Genomic DNA, 19974 nt, shown 5'->3' on the forward strand with positions numbered 1-19974 from the left:
GCATCAGGACGCAGAAAAGGTTAGATTTCCTGCGCCGCAGCCAACACGCTGTGCAACAGCACGTTGGCCCCTTTCTCTGACCACTCCGGCAGGATCCTTTCCTCTTCGTTATGGCTTATGCCCTTCACGCAGGGGATAAAGATCATGCTGGCCGGCGCGATTTTGCTGACGTAGCAGGTGTCATGCCCGGCACCGGAAACCATCGGCTTCGACGAATAGCCCAGGTCCGCAACGGCTTTCTCGGTACGCGCCAGACACTCCGCATTAAACGCAATTGGCGCATAGTCGAAGATGCGTTCGACGTGAGCGATAACGCCTCGGGCGCTGAGACTCTCCGCAGCCTCATGCAGCGCCGCCTCCATCGCGTCGAGCGCGCTCTGCTCAGGATGACGAAACTCCACGCTGCACACCACGCGGGACGGCACCACGTTGCGCGAATTCGGCGTGATCTCCGCCATGCCGATCGTCGCGCGTCCGTCCGGTGCGTGTTGATAGCCCGTCTCTTCCACCTTCAGCGCAAGCTCGGCAAACGCGGTTAGCGCATCGCGACGGCTGTGCATGGGCGTGGTCCCCGCGTGCGCAGCAAAACCCTCCAGCGTAATCGTAAACCAGCGCTGCCCCATTGCCGCCCGCACCAGTCCGATATCAATGGCTTCATCTTCCAGAATCGGCCCTTGCTCAATGTGCAGCTCGTAACAGGCGTGGACCGGAAACGCGCGGGCAGGCTGTTCGCCCCGGTAGCCGATGGCTTCCAGCGCGTCGCGAACCGTGACTCGCCTGTTGTCCATGCGGGCGTAAGCAAACTCTTCGGTAAGCTGACCCGCCCAGACGCCCGAAGCGAGCATCGCCGGCGCAAAGCGCGCGCCTTCTTCGTTGGTCCAGTTCACCAGCACGATATCGCGTTCGGTTTCAACGCGGTTATCATTGAGCGTGCGCAGCAGCTCAAGCCCCGCCAGCACGCCGTAAATGCCGTCGTAATTGCCGCCGAGCGGCTGGGAGTCGACGTGCGAGCCGGTCATGACCGGGGCAAGATCGGGATTATTCCCCGCGCGGCGGATAAACATATTGCCCATGCTGTCGACGTCGCAGGTAAAACCCGCCTCCAGCGCCCAGTCGCGCAGCAGGTTGCGCGCGATGCGATCCTCCTCGCTTAGCGCCAGGCGGGTAACGCCCCCGGCGGGCGTGCCGCCGATCTGCGCCATCATCGCAAGCGTCGACCACAGTCGTTCTGCGTTTACGCGGATCATGCCGTGTCCTTTTTGCTGCGGTAGCGGAAGTCGCAGCAGGCGCCGCCCTGCATGATGGTGGTGGTGCGGGTTAGCTCGACGTCTGGCGCGTAGCCGACGATGAACTTTTCATCGCGCGCGCACGACAGCAGATGGCCGATCTCGCCCAGACCCATCTCGTGATACATCTCCGCGTAGCGGCAGCGGGTCACGTTGTAGTTGTACTGCCGATCGTCGGCATCGATCACCTTCACGTCCAGGGCGTTATCTTTCTCCCAAAGGTACTGAAGGGCGATAAAGCTCTTTACGTCTGCTCCGTCAGGCTCTTTGCTGGCAAAGGCTTTGCCCGCGTCAATGGCGGCCTGCTCAATGGCCTCGCCGATGACCGCCTGGGCGCGGGCCTTCCCTATCTCGCGCACCAGGATTTCATAAATCGGCTTAATAATTTCCGCTTCAATTTTGCGGCGGGCGAGAATGCCCAGCTCGTTATTATCACTCATCACATTGCCTCGCTGCGGTTACTTCGCTTTCGCGCCGCCCAGCACGGTCTGCGGCTGCCATTTGCCGTCGACAACCTTATAGACGGTGAACGACGGCGATTTGAGGTTGCCTTCTTTATCAAACGCGATCTGTCCGGTCACGCCTGAGTAGCTGATGGCGCGAAGGGCAGGCAGATACTCCGACGGATCGACGGAGTCGGCTTTTTCCATGGCCGCGACCAGCACGCGAGTGGCGTCGTAGGCGAACGGCGCGTGCAGCTCAATATGCGTGTGGTAGCGCGACTGATACGCCTGCTCGAACGCTTTACCGCCCGGCATCTGGTCAACCGGCAGGCCTGGTTCAAGGGCGACAACGCCTTCACCTTCCTTCTGCGCCAGCTGCAGGAACGTCTGGCTGACAAACCCGCCTGCGCCCATCAGCGTGGCGTTCATGCCCAGCTGTTTAATGCGGCGCGCCAGCGGTGCGGCCTGGCTGTCCACGCCGCCGAAGAAGATCAGGTCGGCATTTTTGCTGCGAATGGCGGTCAGCACGGCGCTGAAGTCCACCGTTTTGTCATCGACGTACTGACGGTCGACAATTTTCACGCCCTGAGCGTCCAGCGATTTGATAAATTCGTCTGCCAGCCCCTGGCCGAAGGCGGTACGGTCGTCGATCACCGCAATGCGTTTCGCTTTCAGGGTATTGACCGCGTACTGACCCGCAAACTGGCCGCCGTCATCGTCATGGCCCATCACGCGGAAGCTGGTGTCAAACCCCTGTTTGGTATAGGCATGACCGGTTGCCACCGGCGCAACCTGCGCGATGCCCGCATCGTGGTAAACGCGCGCGGCCGGAATGCTGGTGCCGGTGTTCCAGTGGCCGACTACGCCCGCCACGCCGCTATCTACCAGGCGCTGCGCCACGGCAACGGCGGTGCGCGGGTCGGACTGATCGTCTTCTGACTGCAGTTTGAAGGTCACCGCTTTGCCGCCGATGGTCGGGTGCTGCTTGTTGATGTCGTCAATCGCCAGCTGCGCACCGTTTTCCAGATCTTTACCGATACGGGCAGACGGGCCCGTCAGCGGGCCGGCCAGACCGATAATCACGGTTTCGCTGTCGGCAGCCCATGCGGCCGAATTGGAAAATCCGCCAAGCAGAAGTGCGGCGCTGAGCGCGCTGAGTTTTACTGTTTTCATTGTTATTCCCTGGTGTTGGTTGGTGTTGTTAAACGGGCATTTCGCCCAAATAAATCTGTGCAATCTTGTCGTCTTCGAGCATTGCCTTCGATGCGCCGTGATGAACAATGCTGCCGCTGTCCATCACCCACGCGTTATCGGTCACTTCCAGCGCCAGTCGGGCGTTTTGCTCGATCAGCAGCAGGGCGACGCCGCGCTCGCGCAGCCCGGCGATAACGGCAAAAATGTTCTCGACCATCTTCGGGGCAAGGCCCATCGAAGGCTCGTCGAGGATCAGCAGGCGCGGGCGGCTGAGCAGGGCGCGGTTGAGCGCCAGGAGCTGTTGCTCGCCGCCGGAAAGTAGCCCGGCAAGCTGATGCTGGCGCTCTCCCAGGCGCGGGAAGCGCTCGAAAATGGCATTCATCTCTTGCTTAACGGTGACAGCGTCACGCCTGAGCCATGCCCCCATCTGCAGATTTTCCAGCACCGTCATGCGGGCGAAGATGCCGCGACCTTCGGGAACCATTACCAGCCCGTCGCGCAGCAGCGCCTCTGACCTGTGCTTGCGCACGTTTTTGCCGTTGAATGCAATCGTGCCGCTAAAGCTTTCGAGCCCGGTAATGGCGCGCACGGTGGAGCTTTTGCCCGCGCCGTTAGCGCCGATCAGCGTGGCCTGTTCCCCTTCGTGCAGGGTGAAGGAGACATCGCGGACCGCCTGAATGCCGCCGTAATGCACGTCCAGACGTTCAACTTTCAGTAATTCAGACATGGGCATTGCCCCCTAGCCAGGCGGCGATGACCGCCGGATCGCGGCGCACGGTCTCCGGCGTACCGCTGGCGAGCGTTTTGCCGTAATCAAGCACCGTCAGGCGATCGCAAATGCCCATCACCAGCTTAACGTCGTGCTCAATCATCAGCAGGGTTTTGCCGTCATCGCGGATGCGGGTAAGCAGCTCGCCAAGCGCGACTTTCTCCACGGCGTTCATTCCGGCGGCGGGCTCGTCCAGCGCCAGCAGGAGCGGATCGGTCGCCAGCGCGCGGGCGATTTCGAGACGGCGCTGATGCCCGTAGGCCAGGTCGCAGGCGCGGTAGTGGGCGAATTTGGCAATGCCGGTGTATTCAAGCCAGTGCCACGCCAGCTCGCGCGTCTCGGCTTCTTCTTCTCGGGCGCGCCCGTGGCGGCTAAGCGCCGCCCACAGGCCGTTGCGGGTGCGCACGTGGCGGCCCACCATCACGTTTTCCAGCACGGACATGTCGTTAAAGAGACGCACGTTCTGGAAGGTACGCGCAATCCCGGCGGCGGTAACTTTCTCGATCTGCTTAGGGAAATAGGGCTTATCGGCAATCGAAAACTCACCGCTGTCCGCCGGATACAGCCCGGTGATCAGGTTAAAGCAGGTCGTTTTTCCCGCCCCGTTGGGGCCGATCAGCCCGTAGATTTCACCCTGATTAATCGAGAGTGAAACGTTGTCCACGGCGGTCAGGCCGCCAAAGCGCTTGGACATATTGCGTACGGTTAGCAGGCTCATGCCTTCACCTCCTTGTGGCGTACCGGCCAGATGCCTGACGGACGAACCAGCATGACCAGCACCAGCGCCAGGCCGTAGAACAGCTGGCGCAAGATTTCCGGATCGACCAGCACCGTGCCGAACAGCGCCTGCTGAACGGGCGCGGCCTGGCTGCGCAGCAGCTCCGGCAGGGCCGTGAGAAGCACCGCACCGAGGATCACGCCCGGAATGTGCCCCATACCGCCCAGCACCACCATCGCCAGCACGGCAATAGATTCCTGCAGCGTAAACGACTCGGGTGAGACAAAGCCCTGGAATGCGCCAAACAGCGCGCCCGCCACGCCGCCGAAAGAGGCGCCCATCGCGAAGGCCAGCAGCTTGTAGTTACGTACGTTGATGCCCATCGCGCGGGCGACGTCTTCATCTTCGCGAATGGCGTGCCACGCGCGACCAATGCGCGAATGCTGCAGGCGCAGGCAAACGAAAATAATGGCTACGATGAACAGCATCAGCAGGTAATACCACAGCCACAGGGCGGGCACCTTAAAGCCGAACCAATGGTAGACGCCGCTGAACTTGAGGCCGAACAGGTTCAGCGTATCCACCCCGGTAATGCCTTTTGCGCCGTTGGTGATGTTTACCGGACGATCGAGGTTGCGCATCAGGATGCGGATGATCTCGCCAAAGCCCAGCGTCACGATGGCCAGATAATCTCCCCGCAGCTTCAGCGTCGGCGCGCCGAGTAAAATGCCGCAGGCCGCTGCAGCCAGCGCCGCTATGGGAATAATCAGCAGCCAGGACGTGTGCAGCCCGTCAGGGAACCAGGCGGCAAGGATCGGGAACGTTTCAAGCAGGTGCGGCGAGGCAAGCAGAGCCGCCAGGTAAGCCCCGACCGCGTAAAAGGCGATAAAGCCCATGTCCAGCAGGCCGGTGTAGCCGACCACAATATTTAGCCCCAGCGCCAGCATAATGTAGAGCAGGGCGAAGTCGATCACGCGCACCCAGTAGTTGCCGCCGAGCTGCGTCGCGACGACGGGGGCAATCAGCAGGGCGAGGCAGAACAAGGTCATGCCTGACCAAAATTTACGCGTCGTCGCCGGAGTCTGTAGTTGAAGGGGCGTCATCGTTTTATGCCCTCTGCGCGACGCGCTCGCCCAGCAGGCCCGCCGGACGGAAAACCAACACCAGAATCAGCACCATAAACGCAAACACGTCCTGATAGTTGCTGCCGAACACGCCGTGAGTCAGTTCACCGAGGTATCCGGCGCCCAGCGCTTCAATAATGCCCAGCAGGATCCCGCCGATCATCGCGCCGCGAATGTTGCCAATCCCGCCCAGCACGGCGGCGGTGAAGGCTTTAATGCCGGGTAAAAAGCCCATGGAGAAACTGGCGTTGCCGTAGTTGCTTGCCATCATTACGCCTGCCAGCGCCGCAAAAACGCCGCCAATGGCAAAGGTCAGGGTAATAATGGCGTTCGGATTCACGCCCATCAGCGTGGCGACGCGCGGATTTTCCGCCACGGCGCGCATGCCGCGCCCGAGTCGGGTGTACTCCACCAGCAGCCAGAGTCCGGTCATCACGATGAGCGCCAGCGCGACGGTGACGATACCGGTGACGGTGACAATGGCGGGCGGATGTTCAGCGCTACCGGACGTCACGGCAATCGGCTCCATGGGAAGGATCTGGGGGAACATCAGGGGGTTGCGAGTCCAGATGACCATCGCCACGGTCTGGAGCAGAACGGAGATGCCAATGCCGGAAATCAGCGGCGCCAGGCGTGGCGCATTGCGCAGGCGGCGATAGGCAAAACGCTCCACCGCCATGGCCAGCAGCGCGCAGACGATCGTCGCCACCAGAAGCGCACAGCCCAGCTGTGCCAGCAGCGGCATATGCGGAAAAGTGCCGTTCAGGGCGTTGACGGCCGAGAGCGTGGTTAACGCACCCACCATCAGAATATCGCCGTGAGCAAAGTTAATAATGCGCAAAATGCCATACACCATGGTATAGCCCAGCGCGATCAGCGCGTAGATGCTGCCCAGCATCACGCCGTTGATCAATTGTTGTATGAGTGTATCCAACGTTCGTACCCGCAAATGACTTTTTCAGCGGCTACCATCCAATAAATGAATAAAATTGTAAAATACACATATATTATTTCTTATGATAAACCGGTATTGCATTATCTTTATGATTTATATGAAGATGATTAGGAGTGGTTTGAGAGCCAAAAGCCTAAAGAAATCAATATATGAATAAAACAGAACAATCAGAGGGTGCTGCAGCTTACGCAGAAAGTCGCCTGGCGAACGATCCGCCGCTGAGGGCAGTCCGCGCCTTTGAGGCCATTGCCCGGCTTGGCAGCGTGACGCTGGCGGCGCAGGAGCTGGATATTTCGCCGTCCGCCGTGAGCCATCAGCTCAAGGTGCTGGAAGGGTATCTGCAAATGCCGCTGACGGAACGCCAGGGGCGCAGGCTGGCGCTGAGCCAGCACGGGCGGGATTACTATCGTTCTATCCGCGCCGCGTTCAACGTGCTGCGCCAGGCAACGGAACACCTCGTGGAGCAGGCGCAAACGCGGCAGGTGACGATAAGCCTGATCCCGCTCTTTGGCATGGGGTGGTTTATTCCTCGCCTGCCTGCCTTCATGCGCGCCAATCCGCAGACGGAAATTAACGTGGTATACGCCAACCACCGCAACTACCTGAGCGATGCCTCGGATATGTCCATTCGCTTTGGAAACGGGCAGTGGGCAGGCTATCAGAGTGAAAAGCTGATTTCCGGGCAGATGGTGCCGGTGTGCAGCCGGGCATTTTTACGCATCCACGGGCATATCGACACGCCGGAGCAGCTGCTGCAAATGCCGCTGCTGCACGACGAGGAGCGTTCAACCTGGCAGCAATGGTTTACCCGGCAGGGGGTGAAGCGTCCGGCGCGGCGCAGCGGCCCCATGTTTGAAGATGGGCTGCTGACGCTGGCGGGAGTTCAGGCGGGTTTAGGCTGCGCCCTGATGCGCGAGCCGCTGATTGCGCCGTACCTGGAGAGCGGGGAGCTGGTGAAAATCTTCGATTTACCCATAGATGACGGGCGCGATTACTACCTTTGCGTGCGCTCGGATTCGGATATGACGGAGGACGGGAAGCTGCTGCAGAACTGGCTACGACGGGCGGCCGGCAGCGAGCAGCCGCAGCGCGCGTAAGGCAAAAAAAAGCCAGCTTATTCAGCTGGCTTTTGCACGGGCAAGTCTTAGAACTGGTAGGTCAGACCCAGTGCCACGATGTTGTCGGTGCCGATGCCTGCCTGACGGGTAAACTTGTTATCGTCGAGCAGGTTGATTTTGTAATCCACGTAGGTGGACATGTTTTTGTTAAAATAGTAGGTCGTGCCGACGTCTACGTATTTAACCAGATCCTGGTCACCGAAGTTCTCGATGTCTTTGCCTTTAGACTGCAGGTAGGCGATGGAAGGGCGCAGACCGAAGTCGAACTGGTACTGAGCAACCACCTCGAAGTTCTGCGCTTTGTTTGCAAAACCGTAGATGTCTGAACGGTCGCCGTTAGAGGTACCGAAGCGGGTTGCATTGTAGGTCTGAGAATACTGCGCCGCGAGGTACACGTTGTTCGCGTCGTATTTCACGCCGCCGCTGTACACTTCTGCGCGATCGCCTTCACCGTAAACGCCGGCAGCATTCTGGTCAGCGGTACGACGGGAAGAGGACATTGCACCACCCACGCTGAAGCCTTCACCCAGATCGTAGGTCAGGGAAGCGCCGTAGCCGTCGCCGTTCTGGTTCAGCAGGCTGCGACCGTTGGTGTTTTCGCCGCTCACGCTGCCGTTTTTGCCCTGGTACTGCAGAGCGAAGTTCAGGCCGTCAACCAGACCGAAGAAGTCCTGGTTACGGTAGGTTGCAACGCCGTTCGCACGAGACTGCAGGAAGTTGTCTGCACCGTAGGTGTCGCCGCCGAATTCTGGCAGAACGTCGGTCCAGGAGGTCACGTCGTAAATTACGCCGTAGTTACGACCGTAATCAAATGAGCCTGCTTCCGCAAACTTCAGACCGGCAAACGCCACACGAGTCCAGGACTGGTTGTCGCTTTCGTCTTTGTTGCCCTGAATCTGGTATTCCCACTGGCCGTAGCCGGACAGCTGGTCGTTAACCTGGGTCTCGCCCTTGAAGCCGATACGCATGTAGGTTTTATCGCCATCAGCGCCAGCATCGTCAGAGAAATAGTGCAGACCTGTTACTTTCCCGTACAGATCCAGTTTGTTACCGTCTTTGTTATAAATCTCAGCTGCGTTTACAACGCCTGCTGCCAGCATGGAAGTGACCGCCACTGCAACTAATTTAAGTTTCATCTTAAATAATCCTTATAATTTTCTTTAGGTATTTCCTGAGCCATTTTTAAACGAATGCTAAACGAGGCTGCTCGTCAATGGCATGCTATTTTTAAGAATGTTGTAGCTCTCTTTCAATAATAAGTTTCAAATTATTAGCGATAATTTCAATTAGTGTGATCGCGATCGGAAAAATTGCCGTAAATGGGAAGGGGTGGATTAGATTTTACTCAAATTACGATTATTTACGCGTCAATGCCGTTGGGGTGAATATAGTTTTCAGCAGGTGCTATTTCCCATCGGGACTATTGGGGATTTTAGTTTTCATAGCGATGCTGGAATATAAATACTTCAAGATAAACAGGTGCTTGAGTTTATTGCTGTGCAAAATGGCATCACGTTTTTTGAAACATCCAGAAACACACTATTGCATTTAATGCTATATAGGACGTGAGTATATGCCGTGAATTAATAACGAAGGGGTGTCAGTTTGTGTCAATTAATGAAAAGGCGCTTACGGTAGGCGGTTAATATAAACAGAAGCTAAACGCGTTTGCTAACATTCTGATGAATATTTTGACGGGCGATCACATTTTAAATTTATGTTAATTATGTTGCCGGATTGAAATTAATCCGGCAACGGGCATAAGAATTATTTTCGGGTGGCGTACCAGCACAGCAGGGAGCCGGCGCATACCATTAGCGCGCCTTGCCAGAAGGCAAACGACAGCGGCGAACTCAGCAATACGGCAGCCAGCGCGGCGGATAATACGGGCGTGAAATAGGAGACCGCAGCCAGTACGGTAACGTTGCCGTGGAGAATGCCGACATTCCATGACGCATAGCCAAATCCGAGCGCAACGCCGCACATTAAAAGCTTCACGACCACCGGGACACTGAACACCATTTCCGGCTGAGCGCTGAGGGCGTATTTCACCCACAGGCTAAGGGCGGTAAGCAATACGAAGAGCGTGATGCCGTTTTGCCCTCTGGCAAATTTGCTCGTCACGGTGCAGTAGGCCGCCCAGATAAAGGCTCCGGCAAAGGCCAGGGCATAGCTCAGCGGGCTGGAGACGACGTTGCGGACGATTTCATCAACGTGCAGTCCATTTTCGCCGCCTAATACCCAACAAACTCCCAGCAGAGAAATCGCTAATCCCGGTATGACCCACAGATTGGATCGTTGTCCGTTAAACAAAATCGCAAATACAATCGTCAGGCTCGGCCAGAGATAATTCACCATGCCCACTTCAATGGCCTGCGAGCGCGTGGCGGCATAGCCCAGGGAGAGCGCCAGGCAAATTTCGTAACTGACAAACAGCACGCTGCCCGCAATAAGGTAGCGTGGCGAAAATTTACGAAGATCGGGAAATCCTACCGTCACCAGACACAGCAATCCGCTGACGGTGTATATCATCGCTGCACCGCCAACCGGCCCAAGCCCCTCGCTCACGCTGCGAATCAGGCCCACCATCGTGCTCCATAACAGGATTGCCGCCAGTCCAATGAGCGTTGCTCTTTTTCTGTCCATTACCTTGCCATCGCCATAAAAATCAAAGGAAAAATTTATAGCATTAATTCCTTTGCTGCTGCGAATAATTCTGTTAGCCCGCTAATCATAAAGAGGTAGCTAAATTCAGCGGGGGTGACTATTAAGGGGGCGAAAAAAGATGACCTTGATTTGACGCAAAAAAATCAGGGACTTTGATGTTAGTTTGCGGCCCGAAGTCTTAGCGCCTATCCCATTAGGCTATTTCATTCGCCATTTTGGCACCGGGCAGTGCTCGAAATCCTCACGTACTACGTGTACGCTCCGGTTTCTGCGCGCTGTCCGGTACCAAACTGGCTTCAACAATTACGCCTACTGGGATAGGCTCTTATTCGAAAACGAGGACAACAATGGACGTCAGCCGCAGACAATTTTTTAAAATCTGCGCGGGCGGTATGGCCGGAACCACGGCAGCCATGCTGGGATTTGCTCCCAAAATGGCGCTGGCTCAGGCGCGCAACTTCAAGCTGCTGCGCGCCAAAGAGATCCGTAACACCTGCACATACTGCTCCGTAGGTTGTGGGCTTTTAATGTATAGCCTGGGCGATGGCGCGAAGAACGCCAAAGAAGCGATTTATCATATTGAAGGGGATCCGGACCATCCGGTAAGCCGCGGGGCGCTTTGCCCGAAAGGGGCGGGGCTGCTGGACTATGTTCACAGCGAAAATCGCCTGCGCTATCCGGAATACCGCGCGCCGGGTTCCGATAAGTGGCAGCGTATCTCCTGGGATGAGGCCTTCTCCCGTATTGCCAAATTAATGAAAGCCGACCGCGACGCCAACTTTATTGAAAAGAACGAGCAGGGCGTAACGGTTAACCGCTGGCTTTCCACCGGGATGCTGTGCGCATCTGCGGCAAGTAATGAAACCGGCATGCTGACGCAAAAATTTGTGCGCTCCCTCGGCATGCTGGCGGTAGACAACCAGGCGCGCGTTTGACACGGACCAACGGTAGCAAGTCTTGCTCCAACATTTGGTCGCGGTGCGATGACCAACCACTGGGTTGATATTAAAAACGCTAACGTCGTGGTGGTGATGGGCGGTAACGCCGCTGAAGCACACCCTGTCGGCTTCCGCTGGGCGATGGAAGCAAAAAACAACAACGATGCGACGGTTATCGTCGTCGATCCGCGCTTTACGCGTACGGCATCGGTGGCCGATATCTATGCGCCAATCCGCTCCGGTACGGACATTACGTTCCTGTCCGGCGTGCTGTTGTACCTGATCGAAAACAACAAAATTAACGCGGAATACGTTAAGCACTACACCAACGCGAACCTGCTGGTGCGGGATGATTTTACCTTCGATGATGGGCTGTTTAGCGGATATGACGCCGAAAAACGCCAGTACGACAAGTCGTCCTGGAACTACCAGTTTGATGAAAACGGCTATGCGATGCGTGACGAAACGCTGACGCACCCGCGCTGCGTGTGGAACCTGCTGAAAGAGCACGTATCCCGCTACACGCCGGACGTCGTGGAGAACATCTGCGGCACGCCGAAGGCCGACTTCCTGAAGGTGTGTGAAGTGCTGGCCTCAACCAGTGCCGCAAACAGAACCACGACGTTCCTGTACGCGCTGGGCTGGACGCAGCATACCGTCGGCGCGCAGAACATCCGCACCATGGCGATGATCCAGCTGCTGCTCGGCAACATGGGGATGGCGGGCGGCGGCGTGAACGCGCTGCGCGGTCACTCCAATATTCAGGGGCTGACCGACCTCGGCCTGCTGTCGACCAGCCTGCCGGGCTACCTGACGCTGCCGTCTGAGAAACAGGCCGATCTGCAAACCTATCTGGCGGCGAATACGCCAAAAGCGACGCTGCCGGATCAGGTGAACTACTGGAGCAACTATCCGAAGTTCTACGTCAGCCTGATGAAATCTTTCTACGGCGACGCGGCGCAGAAGGAGAACGACTGGGGCTTTGAGTGGCTGCCGAAGTGGGATCAGGCCTACGACGTCATTAAGTATTTCAACATGATGGATAAGGGCAACGTCACGGGCTATATCTGCCAGGGCTTTAACCCGGTGGCCTCCTTCCCGGACAAAAACAAAGTCGTTCGCAGCCTGAGCAAGCTGAAGTACATGGTGGTTATCGATCCGCTGGTGACCGAAACCTCTACCTTCTGGCAGAACCACGGTGAATCGAACGATGTCGATCCGGCGTCGATTCAGACCGAAGTGTTCCGCCTGCCGTCCACCTGCTTTGCGGAAGAGGACGGGTCTATTGCTAACTCCGGCCGCTGGCTGCAGTGGCACTGGAAAGGCCAGGACGCACCGGGCGAGGCGCGTAACGACGGCGAGATCCTCGCCGGGATATACCATCGCCTGCGCGAAATGTACCGTACCGAAGGCGGCAAGGGCGCGGAGCCGCTGCTGAAGATGGGCTGGGACTACAAGCAGCCGGACCATCCTGAGTCTGAAGAGGTGGCGAAAGAGAACAACGGCGTGGCGCTGGCGGATCTTTATGACGCTAACGGCAACCTGGTGGCGAAAAAAGGCCAGCTGCTGAACAGCTTCGCGCTGCTGCGCGACGACGGCACCACGGCGTCGTCCTGCTGGATCTACACCGGTAGCTGGACGGAGCAGGGCAACCAGATGGCCAACCGCGATAACGCTGACCCGTCCGGGCTCGGCAATACGCTGGGCTGGGCATGGGCGTGGCCGCTGAACCGCCGCGTGTTGTACAACCGCGCCTCGGCAGATATCAACGGCAAGCCGTGGGATCCGAAGCGCATGCTGATCCAGTGGAACGGGGCGAAGTGGACGGGTAACGACATCCCGGACTACAACACCGCCGCGCCGGGCAGCAACACCGGGCCGTTCATCATGCAGCCGGAAGGTCTGGGCCGTCTGTTTGCCCTCGACAAGCTGGCGGAAGGGCCGTTCCCGGAACACTACGAGCCGATGGAAACGCCGCTGGGGACTAACCCGCTGCACCCGAACGTGGTTTCAAGCCCGGTGGTGCGAATCTACGAAGAGGATGTGCTGCGCCTGGGCAAAAAGGACAAGTTCCCGTACGTGGGAACGACCTATCGCCTGACCGAGCATTTCCACACCTGGACCAAGCACGCACGGCTTAACGCCATCGCGCAGCCGGAACAGTTTGTGGAGATCAGCGAAACGCTGGCGAAGGTGAAGGGCATTGCCAACGGCGACCGTGTGACGGTAAGCAGCAAGCGCGGCTTTATTCGTGCCGTTGCCGTGGTCACCCGCCGTCTGCAGTCGCTGAACGTGCACGGCCAGCAGGTGGAAACCGTCGGTATTCCGCTGCACTGGGGCTTTGAGGGCGTGGCGCAGAAAGGCTACATCGCCAACACCCTGACGCCAAACGTCGGCGATTCCAACTCGCAAACGCCGGAGTACAAAGCGTTTCTGGTCAACATCGAGAAAGCGTAAGGAGCGATTAAATGGCGATGGAAACACAAGACATTATCAAACGCTCCGCGACGAACCCGATAACGCCCGCGCCTCGCGCGCGGGATTATAAGGCAGAGGTCGCCAAGCTTATCGACGTCTCCTCCTGCGTGGGCTGTAAAGCCTGCCAGGTGGCCTGCTCGGAGTGGAACGATATCCGCGACGAGGTGGGGCACTGCGTCGGGGTCTACGACAACCCGGCGGACCTGAGCGCCAAGTCCTGGACGGTGATGCGCTTTAGCGAAACCGACCAGAACGGCAGGCTGGAGTGGCTGATCCGCAAAGACGGCTGTATGCACTGTGAAGATCCGGGCTGCCTGAAGGCGTGCCCGTCTGCCGGTGCGATTATTCAGTACGCCAACGGGATCGTCGACTTCCAGCAGGACAACTGCATCGGCTGCGGATATTGCATCGCGGGCTGTCCGTTTAACATCCCGCGCCTCAATAAAGAGGATAACCGGGTCTATAAATGCACCCTGTGCGTGGACCGCGTCAGCGTGGGGCAGGAACCTGCCTGCGTGAAGACCTGTCCGACCGGGGCTATCCACTTCGGCACCAAGAAAGAGATGCTGGACGTGGCGCAGGAGCGGGTGGACAAGCTAAAAGCGCGCGGCTACGAGAATGCGGGCATTTACAACCCGCAGGGCGTGGGCGGTACGCACGTAATGTACGTATTGCACCATAACGATCAGCCGGAGCTTTACCACAATCTGCCGAAGGACCCGGCGATTGATACGTCAATTAACCTGTGGAAAGGCGCGCTTAAACCGCTCTCTGCGGCGGGCTTTATCGCCACCTTTGCCGGGCTGATTTATCACTACATCGGGATCGGGCCAAACAAAGAGGTGGATGACGACGAGGAGGAGGAACACCATGAGTAAGTCGAAAATGATCGTGCGCACGAAGTTTATCGACCGCGCCTGTCACTGGACGGTGGTGATCTGCTTCTTCCTGGTGGCGGTATCGGGGATTTCGTTCTTCTTCCCGACGCTGCAGTGGCTGACCGAAACCTTCGGGACACCGCTGATGGGGCGTATTCTGCACCCGTTCTTCGGCGTGCTGATCTTCGTGGTGCTGATGTTTATGTTCGTGCGCTTCGTGCATCACAACATCCCGGACAAGCAGGATATTCCGTGGGTGAAAGGGATCGTTGAAGTCCTGAAAGGGAACGAGCATAAGGTCGCGAAGGTGGGCAAGTACAATGCCGGACAGAAGATGATGTTCTGGACCATCATGAGCATGATCTTTGTCCTGCTGGTGACCGGGGTGATTATCTGGCGCCCCTATTTTGCGCACTACTTTCCGATTCAGGTGATTCGTTACGCGCTGCTGATCCACGCGACGTCCGCCATCATTCTGATCCACGCCATCCTGATCCATATGTATATGGCCTTCTGGGTGAAAGGATCGATTAAAGGGATGATTGAAGGGAAGGTGAGCCGCCGCTGGGCGCAAAAACACCATCCGCGCTGGTACCGTGACGTTGAACGTCTGGAAGCGAAAAAAGAGAGTACGGAAGGGATTAAGTAAGGTGAGTCCTGCGCCGTCGGCTTTGCCCGGCGGCGCTTCGCTTGCGCAGACAGGATAAATGCCTGACCGGCTGGCGTCATGTGTTAGTCAATAAACGATCGATTGCCGCGATAACGTCATGACGTGTGTTGCGTAAATTACAAACAAAGTCTTTAGGGTTAATTTTGCTGTTGTTAAGGTTCGTTATCATTGGCGAATAAATTAGAAACGTTTCAAAATCGATATTTACTCCAGGAGCCAGATGGCTCTGCCATAACGGTAACGTAGTGTGTTTCGCCAGCGGCACAATTACGCGCGTGGCAAGATCGTCATAACAATCATCCTGAATGAGCATATAGTAGGGAAGATTTTCCCGGGTAGCTGCCGATGTATTACGGTAAATATTAAATTGTCGCAGCATTAAAGCACCCTGAAAAAATCATCGTCAGTAATGGTTCCATGTTTTTCCACAAACTCATTCATTGTTCGAATAAATGAACGATCCGCTTCCGATGGCTGACGCGGGGCAACGACGTCTGACGCGGTGCGGCGCGGCGGTGCTGTTGGTTTGATACGTCGGGAGGGCGTGTGGTCTGCTGTGTGTTTCATCAATATCTCCTTTGTTGGTGCGGCCATTATCGACCGCAGCCAACAAAAAACAATACCCTTTGCTCTGGTAATATTAACTCTGCGAGCCGTCTTCCAGTAATCTTAGAATTTCTCATCTATATAGCGGAAAGGATATTTAGTCGGTTTCACTTTGCCAATTTTACGCTTCGGTAAATCCATCGCTTCTATATGCAGATCTTTATAAGGGATCTGCGAGAGCAGGTGTGAAATAATATTCAACCGTACCCGCTTCTTATCCTCAGAACGCGCGACAAACCACGGTGCCCAGGCCGTGTCGGTGGCTTTAAACATCGCGTCGCGGGCGGCGGTATATTCATCCCACATATTGAAGGATTTAACATCCATCGGTGAGAGTTTCCAGGTTTTGCGGCCATCGTTAATGCGATCCCGCAGCCTGCGCTCCTGCTCTTTTGGCGTAACCTCAAGCCAGTACTTCAGCAGAATGGTTCCCGCGTCAACCATGGCTTTTTCCATCACCGGCGTTCCGTCCAGAAATTTCTCCACCTGTTCCTCGGTGCAGAACCCCATCACCCGCTCAACGCCCGCGCGGTTATACCAGCTGCGGTCGAAGATGACGATTTCACCCGCAGAGGGCAGATGCGGGACGTAGCGCTGAAAGTAGAGCTGGCTCTTTTCCTTTTCGGTTGGCGCGGGCAGCGCGACAACGCGAAACACGCGGGGACTGACGCGCTCGGTAATGGCCTTGATGGTGCCGCCTTTTCCCGCGCCGTCGCGACCTTCAAAAACAATGCAGACCTTCAGCCCCTTGGCGACGACCCACTGCTGGAGCTTGACCAGCTCAACGTGCAGGCGGCGCAGCTCTTTTTCGTACTCTTTGTTCTTCAGGGCGGGTTTAACCACCTTATCGACGCTGGCTTTGCTCACGGTTTTTGTTTTGATTTTGTCCTGCTTTGCGTTTGCCATAATAACCCTCATCTCCGGATCGGGTGATGTGCTGAACGGACCTTACACGTTGAAGTGTAATTCTGACTGGCAGCCTTCGCGTGAATTTTTGACGTACGTTCCAGACAACGCAGTTTCCCTTCTTGATGCATCGGGTTAGAATGTCGCGATGTACTGTATAAATAAACAGGATGTTGCAATGGCATTGATTCTTGAGGGTGAAAAAATAGGTCGCCACCGCTTTACCGGTGAAAAAATTGAAAACGCGGTCTTTCGCAACTGCGATTTTTCAGGCACGGATTTAACCAGCACGGAATTTATAGGCTGTCAGTTCTATGACCGTGAAAGCCAGAAGGGCGGCAACTTTAGCCGGGCGCAGCTTAAAGATGCCGTCTTCAAAAGCTGCGACTTATCAATGGCCGATTTCAGGCACGCCAGTGCGTTAGGGATCGAAATTCGTGAATGCAGGGCGCAGGGGGCGGATTTTCGCGGGGCCAGCTTTATGAACATGATCACCACGCGGACCTGGTTTTGCAGCGCTTACATTACAAAAAGCAACCTGAGCTACGCCAATTTTTCTAAGGTGGTGCTGGAAAAATGTGAGCTGTGGGAAAACCGCTGGAACGGCGCGCAGATCCTCGGTGCAACATTCAGCGGTTCCGATCTTTCCGGGGGCGAGTTCTCATCATTTGACTGGTGTGCGGCCAATTTTACCCACTGCGATCTTACCAACTCTGAACTGGGCGATTTGGACGTGCGCAGAGTCGATCTGCAGGGCGTCAAGCTGGACAGCTATCAGGCTGCACAGATGATGGAGCGCCTCGGTATCCTTGTGATGGGCTAGCCGTATTCACAACTTACTCCGAAATAATGGATTAACGTGTCAGACGGCTGATTTGAACTGGCTCACCATACAAGATTGTTCAATAATGCTTGCAGCAAACTTTTATCAAGTGGTTGTGGTATATGAAAAAGACGATTTTTTCGTTGGCACTTGGCACCTTTGGCCTTGGCATGGCTGAATTCGGCATTATGGGGGTGTTGACGGAGCTGGCGCACGATACCGGTATCTCGATCCCTTCCGCCGGGAATATGATCTCGTTTTACGCCTTCGGTGTGGTAATAGGCGCGCCGATCGTGGCGCTTTTTTCCAGTAAGTTCTCGTTGAAAACGACGCTGCTGTTTCTGGTCGCCATGTGCGCGGCTGGCAATGCCATTTTTACCTTTTCATCATCGTATTTCTGGCTTGCGGTGGGGCGGTTGATCTCCGGTTTCCCGCACGGGGCCATCTTTGGCGTTGGGGCGATTATCCTGTCGAAGATTGCGCCGCCGGGCAAAGTGACCGTCGCGGTCGCGGGGATGATCGCCGGCATGACGGTCGCCAATCTGGTGGGGGTTCCGCTGGGAACCTGGCTGGGGCACGAATTCAGCTGGCGCTACACGTTCTTCGTGATTGCCATTTTCGATACGCTGGTGATCCTCTCGGTGCTCATGTGGGTGCCAAAAATCCATGATAAATCTGAAACCAAACTGACCGAGCAGTTCCACTTCCTGAAAAAACCGGAACCCTGGCTAATCTTTGCCGCCACGATGTTTGGAAATGCCGGTGTGTTCGCGTGGTTCAGCTTCGTGAAGCCGTTTATGGTCAACGTCTCGGGCTTCTCCGAGGGGCTGATGACGATCATAATGATGCTGATGGGTCTGGGCATGGTGCTCGGGAATCTGTGCAGCGGCAAGCTATCCGGACGCTTCAGCCCGCTGCGTATTGCGGCGACCACCGATATGGCGATCGTGGCATCGCTGCTGCTGCTTTTCGCTTTTGGTGAACACAAAACGGCCTCGCTGGTGATGGGCTTCATCTGCTGTGCCGGGCTGTTCGCGCTCTCCGCGCCGCTGCAAATCCTGCTGCTGCAAAATGCAAAAGGGGGCGAGATGCTGGGCGCCGCAGGCGGGCAGATGGCCTTTAACCTGGGCAGCGCGATTGGCGCCTATTTTGGCGGGATGATGATTACGCTCGGCTTTAGCTGGAGCTACGTCACGCTGCCGGCTGCCATTTTGTCCTTCTCGGCCATGACCTCTCTCTTACTTTATGGCCATGTGATCGCCAAAAAACGTCAGGCCAGCGCGCGCGCGCTGGCCTGATCACGATCAGGAGAGCCAGGGTTCGCCCAGGGTCAACATCAGACGGTTGGCCCAGGCGAAGAACGCGGTAGACTGGACCAGATCCAGCTGTTCAAGCGTGCCCAGCGTCTCTTTTTCCAGTGCTGAAAGGTGCAGGGGAGTCACGGCAGGCGGCGTGACCGACAGCGCTGCCGCAAAGTTGATTTCCGCCTGCCAGCGTGCAGACTGACCCTTGCTCAGGGATTGCCCCGGACGCACCGCCAGCAGCGCTTCTATCGCATTGTCATCCTTCGACAGCTGGCTTGCTTTACGCGCATGGACAGATGCGCAGTAAATGCAGCCGTTGATTTTGCTGACGACCGTGGCCGCCAGCTCGCGTTCAGCGCGCGGCAGGCCCCCCGGCGTGTAAAAAATCCCTTTATCCGTCAGCGTGCGCTGTTCAAGAACGGGCAGGTTGCGTGCGAGCAGGCGGAAATAATCGGAGTCGGTATGGCCAAATTTCGCCAGAATGGCGACCTCATCGTCGCGAAAATCTGCCAGCGGTTTGGCGGCCAGCCACGGCTCCCATCCCAGCTCCCGTTGGGTAAATGCCACCGGTGCCGCTTTGCCGGTTATCGTCGTGGGATTGGTGTGCCAGACGCCAGCCACGGCCTCGACATCGCTCGCGGCCACGGGTTTATCATTCAGCACGCGCAACCCGACGAGCAAACGGCTCTGGAAGCTGACAAAGGCGATCAGCTGTGCCAGGGTGACGATGCCTTCTTTGCTCCATCCCGCCTGTGTCAACGCGTGAAGCGCGCCCGGCGTCGCCTCAACCGGTGAAAAGGTGAGCAGGCGGGCGAAGCTGAGCGCCGGGGTTAGCCGCGCGGAAGTCGGGTCGCCCAGGCCAAAGCCGGCATAGTGTGCGGCCAGCGCCTCAACGTTATGCCATTTGGCGACTTTGGCCGCCACCGCGAAGCGTTCATCCAGCGCAAAGTCGCTCTCCTGCTGGCTGAATAAGGTTTCATAGCTGCCCTGGGCATGACGGGTTGAAGCCTCACGCGTGGTGCGCGCCTCTGCTAGCGGCGTGCCTGGGACGATCTCCGCCAGCTCGGCAAGAATATCCTGACTTAATGCCATAGGTT

Annotated in this window: 19 protein-coding genes; 6 read left to right on the forward strand and 13 right to left on the reverse strand. The window is 57.0% G+C overall.

Features of this window, described 5'->3' with window-relative positions:
* Window positions 1-20: 20 nt before the first annotated feature.
* From E0L20_RS02635 to E0L20_RS02665, 7 genes are read right to left on the reverse strand one after another with little or no spacing between them, the layout of a single operon-like run.
* Entirely contained in the window at window positions 21-1247 is a 1227-nt protein-coding gene (locus E0L20_RS02635; protein WP_131632557.1) for a Zn-dependent hydrolase, read from the reverse strand.
* Complete coding sequence (locus tag E0L20_RS02640; protein WP_131632558.1) at window positions 1244-1726, reverse strand: L-2-amino-thiazoline-4-carboxylic acid hydrolase; 483 nt, start codon at window positions 1724-1726, stop codon at window positions 1244-1246. Before E0L20_RS02640 ends, E0L20_RS02635 begins: the two co-directional genes overlap by 4 nt.
* Before the next feature lie 18 nt (window positions 1727-1744).
* Window positions 1745-2902, reverse strand: a complete 1158-nt coding sequence (locus E0L20_RS02645; protein WP_131632559.1) for a branched-chain amino acid ABC transporter substrate-binding protein — start codon at window positions 2900-2902, stop codon at window positions 1745-1747.
* A 28-nt stretch (window positions 2903-2930) separates the two neighbouring features.
* A complete protein-coding gene (locus E0L20_RS02650) occupies window positions 2931-3650 on the reverse strand; it encodes an ABC transporter ATP-binding protein (protein ID WP_131632560.1) in 720 nt (239 codons plus the stop codon).
* Entirely contained in the window at window positions 3643-4410 is a 768-nt protein-coding gene (locus E0L20_RS02655; protein ID WP_131632561.1) for an ABC transporter ATP-binding protein, read from the reverse strand. Before E0L20_RS02655 ends, E0L20_RS02650 begins: the two co-directional genes overlap by 8 nt.
* Window positions 4407-5513 carry a branched-chain amino acid ABC transporter permease gene (locus E0L20_RS02660; protein ID WP_131632562.1) on the reverse strand — a complete coding sequence of 369 codons (1107 nt, stop codon included), beginning with the start codon at window positions 5511-5513 and terminating at the stop codon, window positions 4407-4409. Before E0L20_RS02660 ends, E0L20_RS02655 begins: the two co-directional genes overlap by 4 nt.
* A 4-nt stretch (window positions 5514-5517) precedes the next feature.
* The gene (locus E0L20_RS02665) at window positions 5518-6468 is read right to left on the reverse strand and encodes a branched-chain amino acid ABC transporter permease (RefSeq protein WP_131632563.1); all 951 of its coding nucleotides are present in this window, start codon (window positions 6466-6468) and stop codon (window positions 5518-5520) included.
* Between the two features lie 170 nt (window positions 6469-6638).
* Between E0L20_RS02665 and E0L20_RS02670 the strand changes: the two genes are divergently transcribed.
* Window positions 6639-7586, forward strand: a complete 948-nt coding sequence (locus E0L20_RS02670; RefSeq protein ID WP_131632564.1) for a LysR substrate-binding domain-containing protein — start codon at window positions 6639-6641, stop codon at window positions 7584-7586.
* Between the two features lie 47 nt (window positions 7587-7633).
* Here the strand turns inward: E0L20_RS02670 and E0L20_RS02675 are convergent, their stop codons facing one another.
* A complete protein-coding gene (locus E0L20_RS02675) occupies window positions 7634-8743 on the reverse strand; it encodes a porin OmpC (RefSeq protein ID WP_131632565.1) in 1110 nt (369 codons plus the stop codon).
* A 631-nt stretch (window positions 8744-9374) separates the two neighbouring features.
* The gene (yddG, locus tag E0L20_RS02680) at window positions 9375-10253 is read right to left on the reverse strand and encodes an aromatic amino acid DMT transporter YddG (RefSeq protein ID WP_131632566.1); all 879 of its coding nucleotides are present in this window, start codon (window positions 10251-10253) and stop codon (window positions 9375-9377) included.
* A 368-nt stretch (window positions 10254-10621) separates the two neighbouring features.
* On the opposite strand from yddG, the gene fdnG reads away from it, so the two are divergent.
* From fdnG to fdnI, 3 genes are read left to right on the forward strand one after another with little or no spacing between them, the layout of a single operon-like run.
* Window positions 10622-13669 (forward strand): formate dehydrogenase-N subunit alpha, encoded by a 3048-nt coding sequence (fdnG, locus tag E0L20_RS02690; protein ID WP_165500675.1) that lies wholly within the window; start codon window positions 10622-10624, stop codon window positions 13667-13669.
* 11 nt (window positions 13670-13680) lie between these two features.
* The gene (gene fdxH / locus E0L20_RS02695) at window positions 13681-14568 is read left to right on the forward strand and encodes a formate dehydrogenase subunit beta (protein ID WP_010431389.1); all 888 of its coding nucleotides are present in this window, start codon (window positions 13681-13683) and stop codon (window positions 14566-14568) included.
* Entirely contained in the window at window positions 14561-15217 is a 657-nt protein-coding gene (fdnI, locus tag E0L20_RS02700; protein ID WP_131632569.1) for a formate dehydrogenase-N subunit gamma, read from the forward strand. Before fdxH ends, fdnI begins: the two co-directional genes overlap by 8 nt.
* A 76-nt stretch (window positions 15218-15293) precedes the next feature.
* Here the strand turns inward: fdnI and E0L20_RS02705 are convergent, their stop codons facing one another.
* The 3 genes from E0L20_RS02705 to ppk2 form a co-directional block, all read right to left on the reverse strand.
* Window positions 15294-15617: a CcdB family protein gene (locus E0L20_RS02705; RefSeq protein ID WP_131632570.1), complete on the reverse strand. Its 324-nt coding sequence runs from the start codon at window positions 15615-15617 to the stop codon at window positions 15294-15296.
* Window positions 15617-15805 carry a hypothetical protein gene (locus tag E0L20_RS02710; protein WP_242673378.1) on the reverse strand — a complete coding sequence of 63 codons (189 nt, stop codon included), beginning with the start codon at window positions 15803-15805 and terminating at the stop codon, window positions 15617-15619. The genes E0L20_RS02705 and E0L20_RS02710 overlap by 1 nt, the downstream gene beginning before the upstream one ends.
* Window positions 15806-15907: 102 nt before the next feature.
* Window positions 15908-16750, reverse strand: a complete 843-nt coding sequence (ppk2, locus tag E0L20_RS02715; protein WP_242673379.1) for a polyphosphate kinase 2 — start codon at window positions 16748-16750, stop codon at window positions 15908-15910.
* Between the two features lie 178 nt (window positions 16751-16928).
* Between ppk2 and E0L20_RS02720 the strand changes: the two genes are divergently transcribed.
* Complete coding sequence (locus E0L20_RS02720) at window positions 16929-17573, forward strand: Qnr family pentapeptide repeat protein (protein WP_131632571.1); 645 nt, start codon at window positions 16929-16931, stop codon at window positions 17571-17573.
* A 122-nt stretch (window positions 17574-17695) separates the two neighbouring features.
* On the forward strand, window positions 17696-18871 hold the full coding sequence (gene araJ, locus E0L20_RS02725; RefSeq protein ID WP_131632572.1) for an MFS transporter AraJ: 1176 nt from the start codon (window positions 17696-17698) through the stop codon (window positions 18869-18871).
* 6 nt (window positions 18872-18877) lie between these two features.
* Here araJ and E0L20_RS02730 read toward each other — a convergent pair whose 3' ends face one another.
* The gene (locus E0L20_RS02730) at window positions 18878-19969 is read right to left on the reverse strand and encodes an alkylhydroperoxidase domain protein (RefSeq protein WP_131632573.1); all 1092 of its coding nucleotides are present in this window, start codon (window positions 19967-19969) and stop codon (window positions 18878-18880) included.
* Window positions 19970-19974 lie beyond the last annotated feature (5 nt).

The sequence above is a fragment of the Enterobacter wuhouensis genome (assembly GCF_004331265.1).
Taxonomy (GTDB): domain Bacteria; phylum Pseudomonadota; class Gammaproteobacteria; order Enterobacterales; family Enterobacteriaceae; genus Enterobacter; species Enterobacter wuhouensis.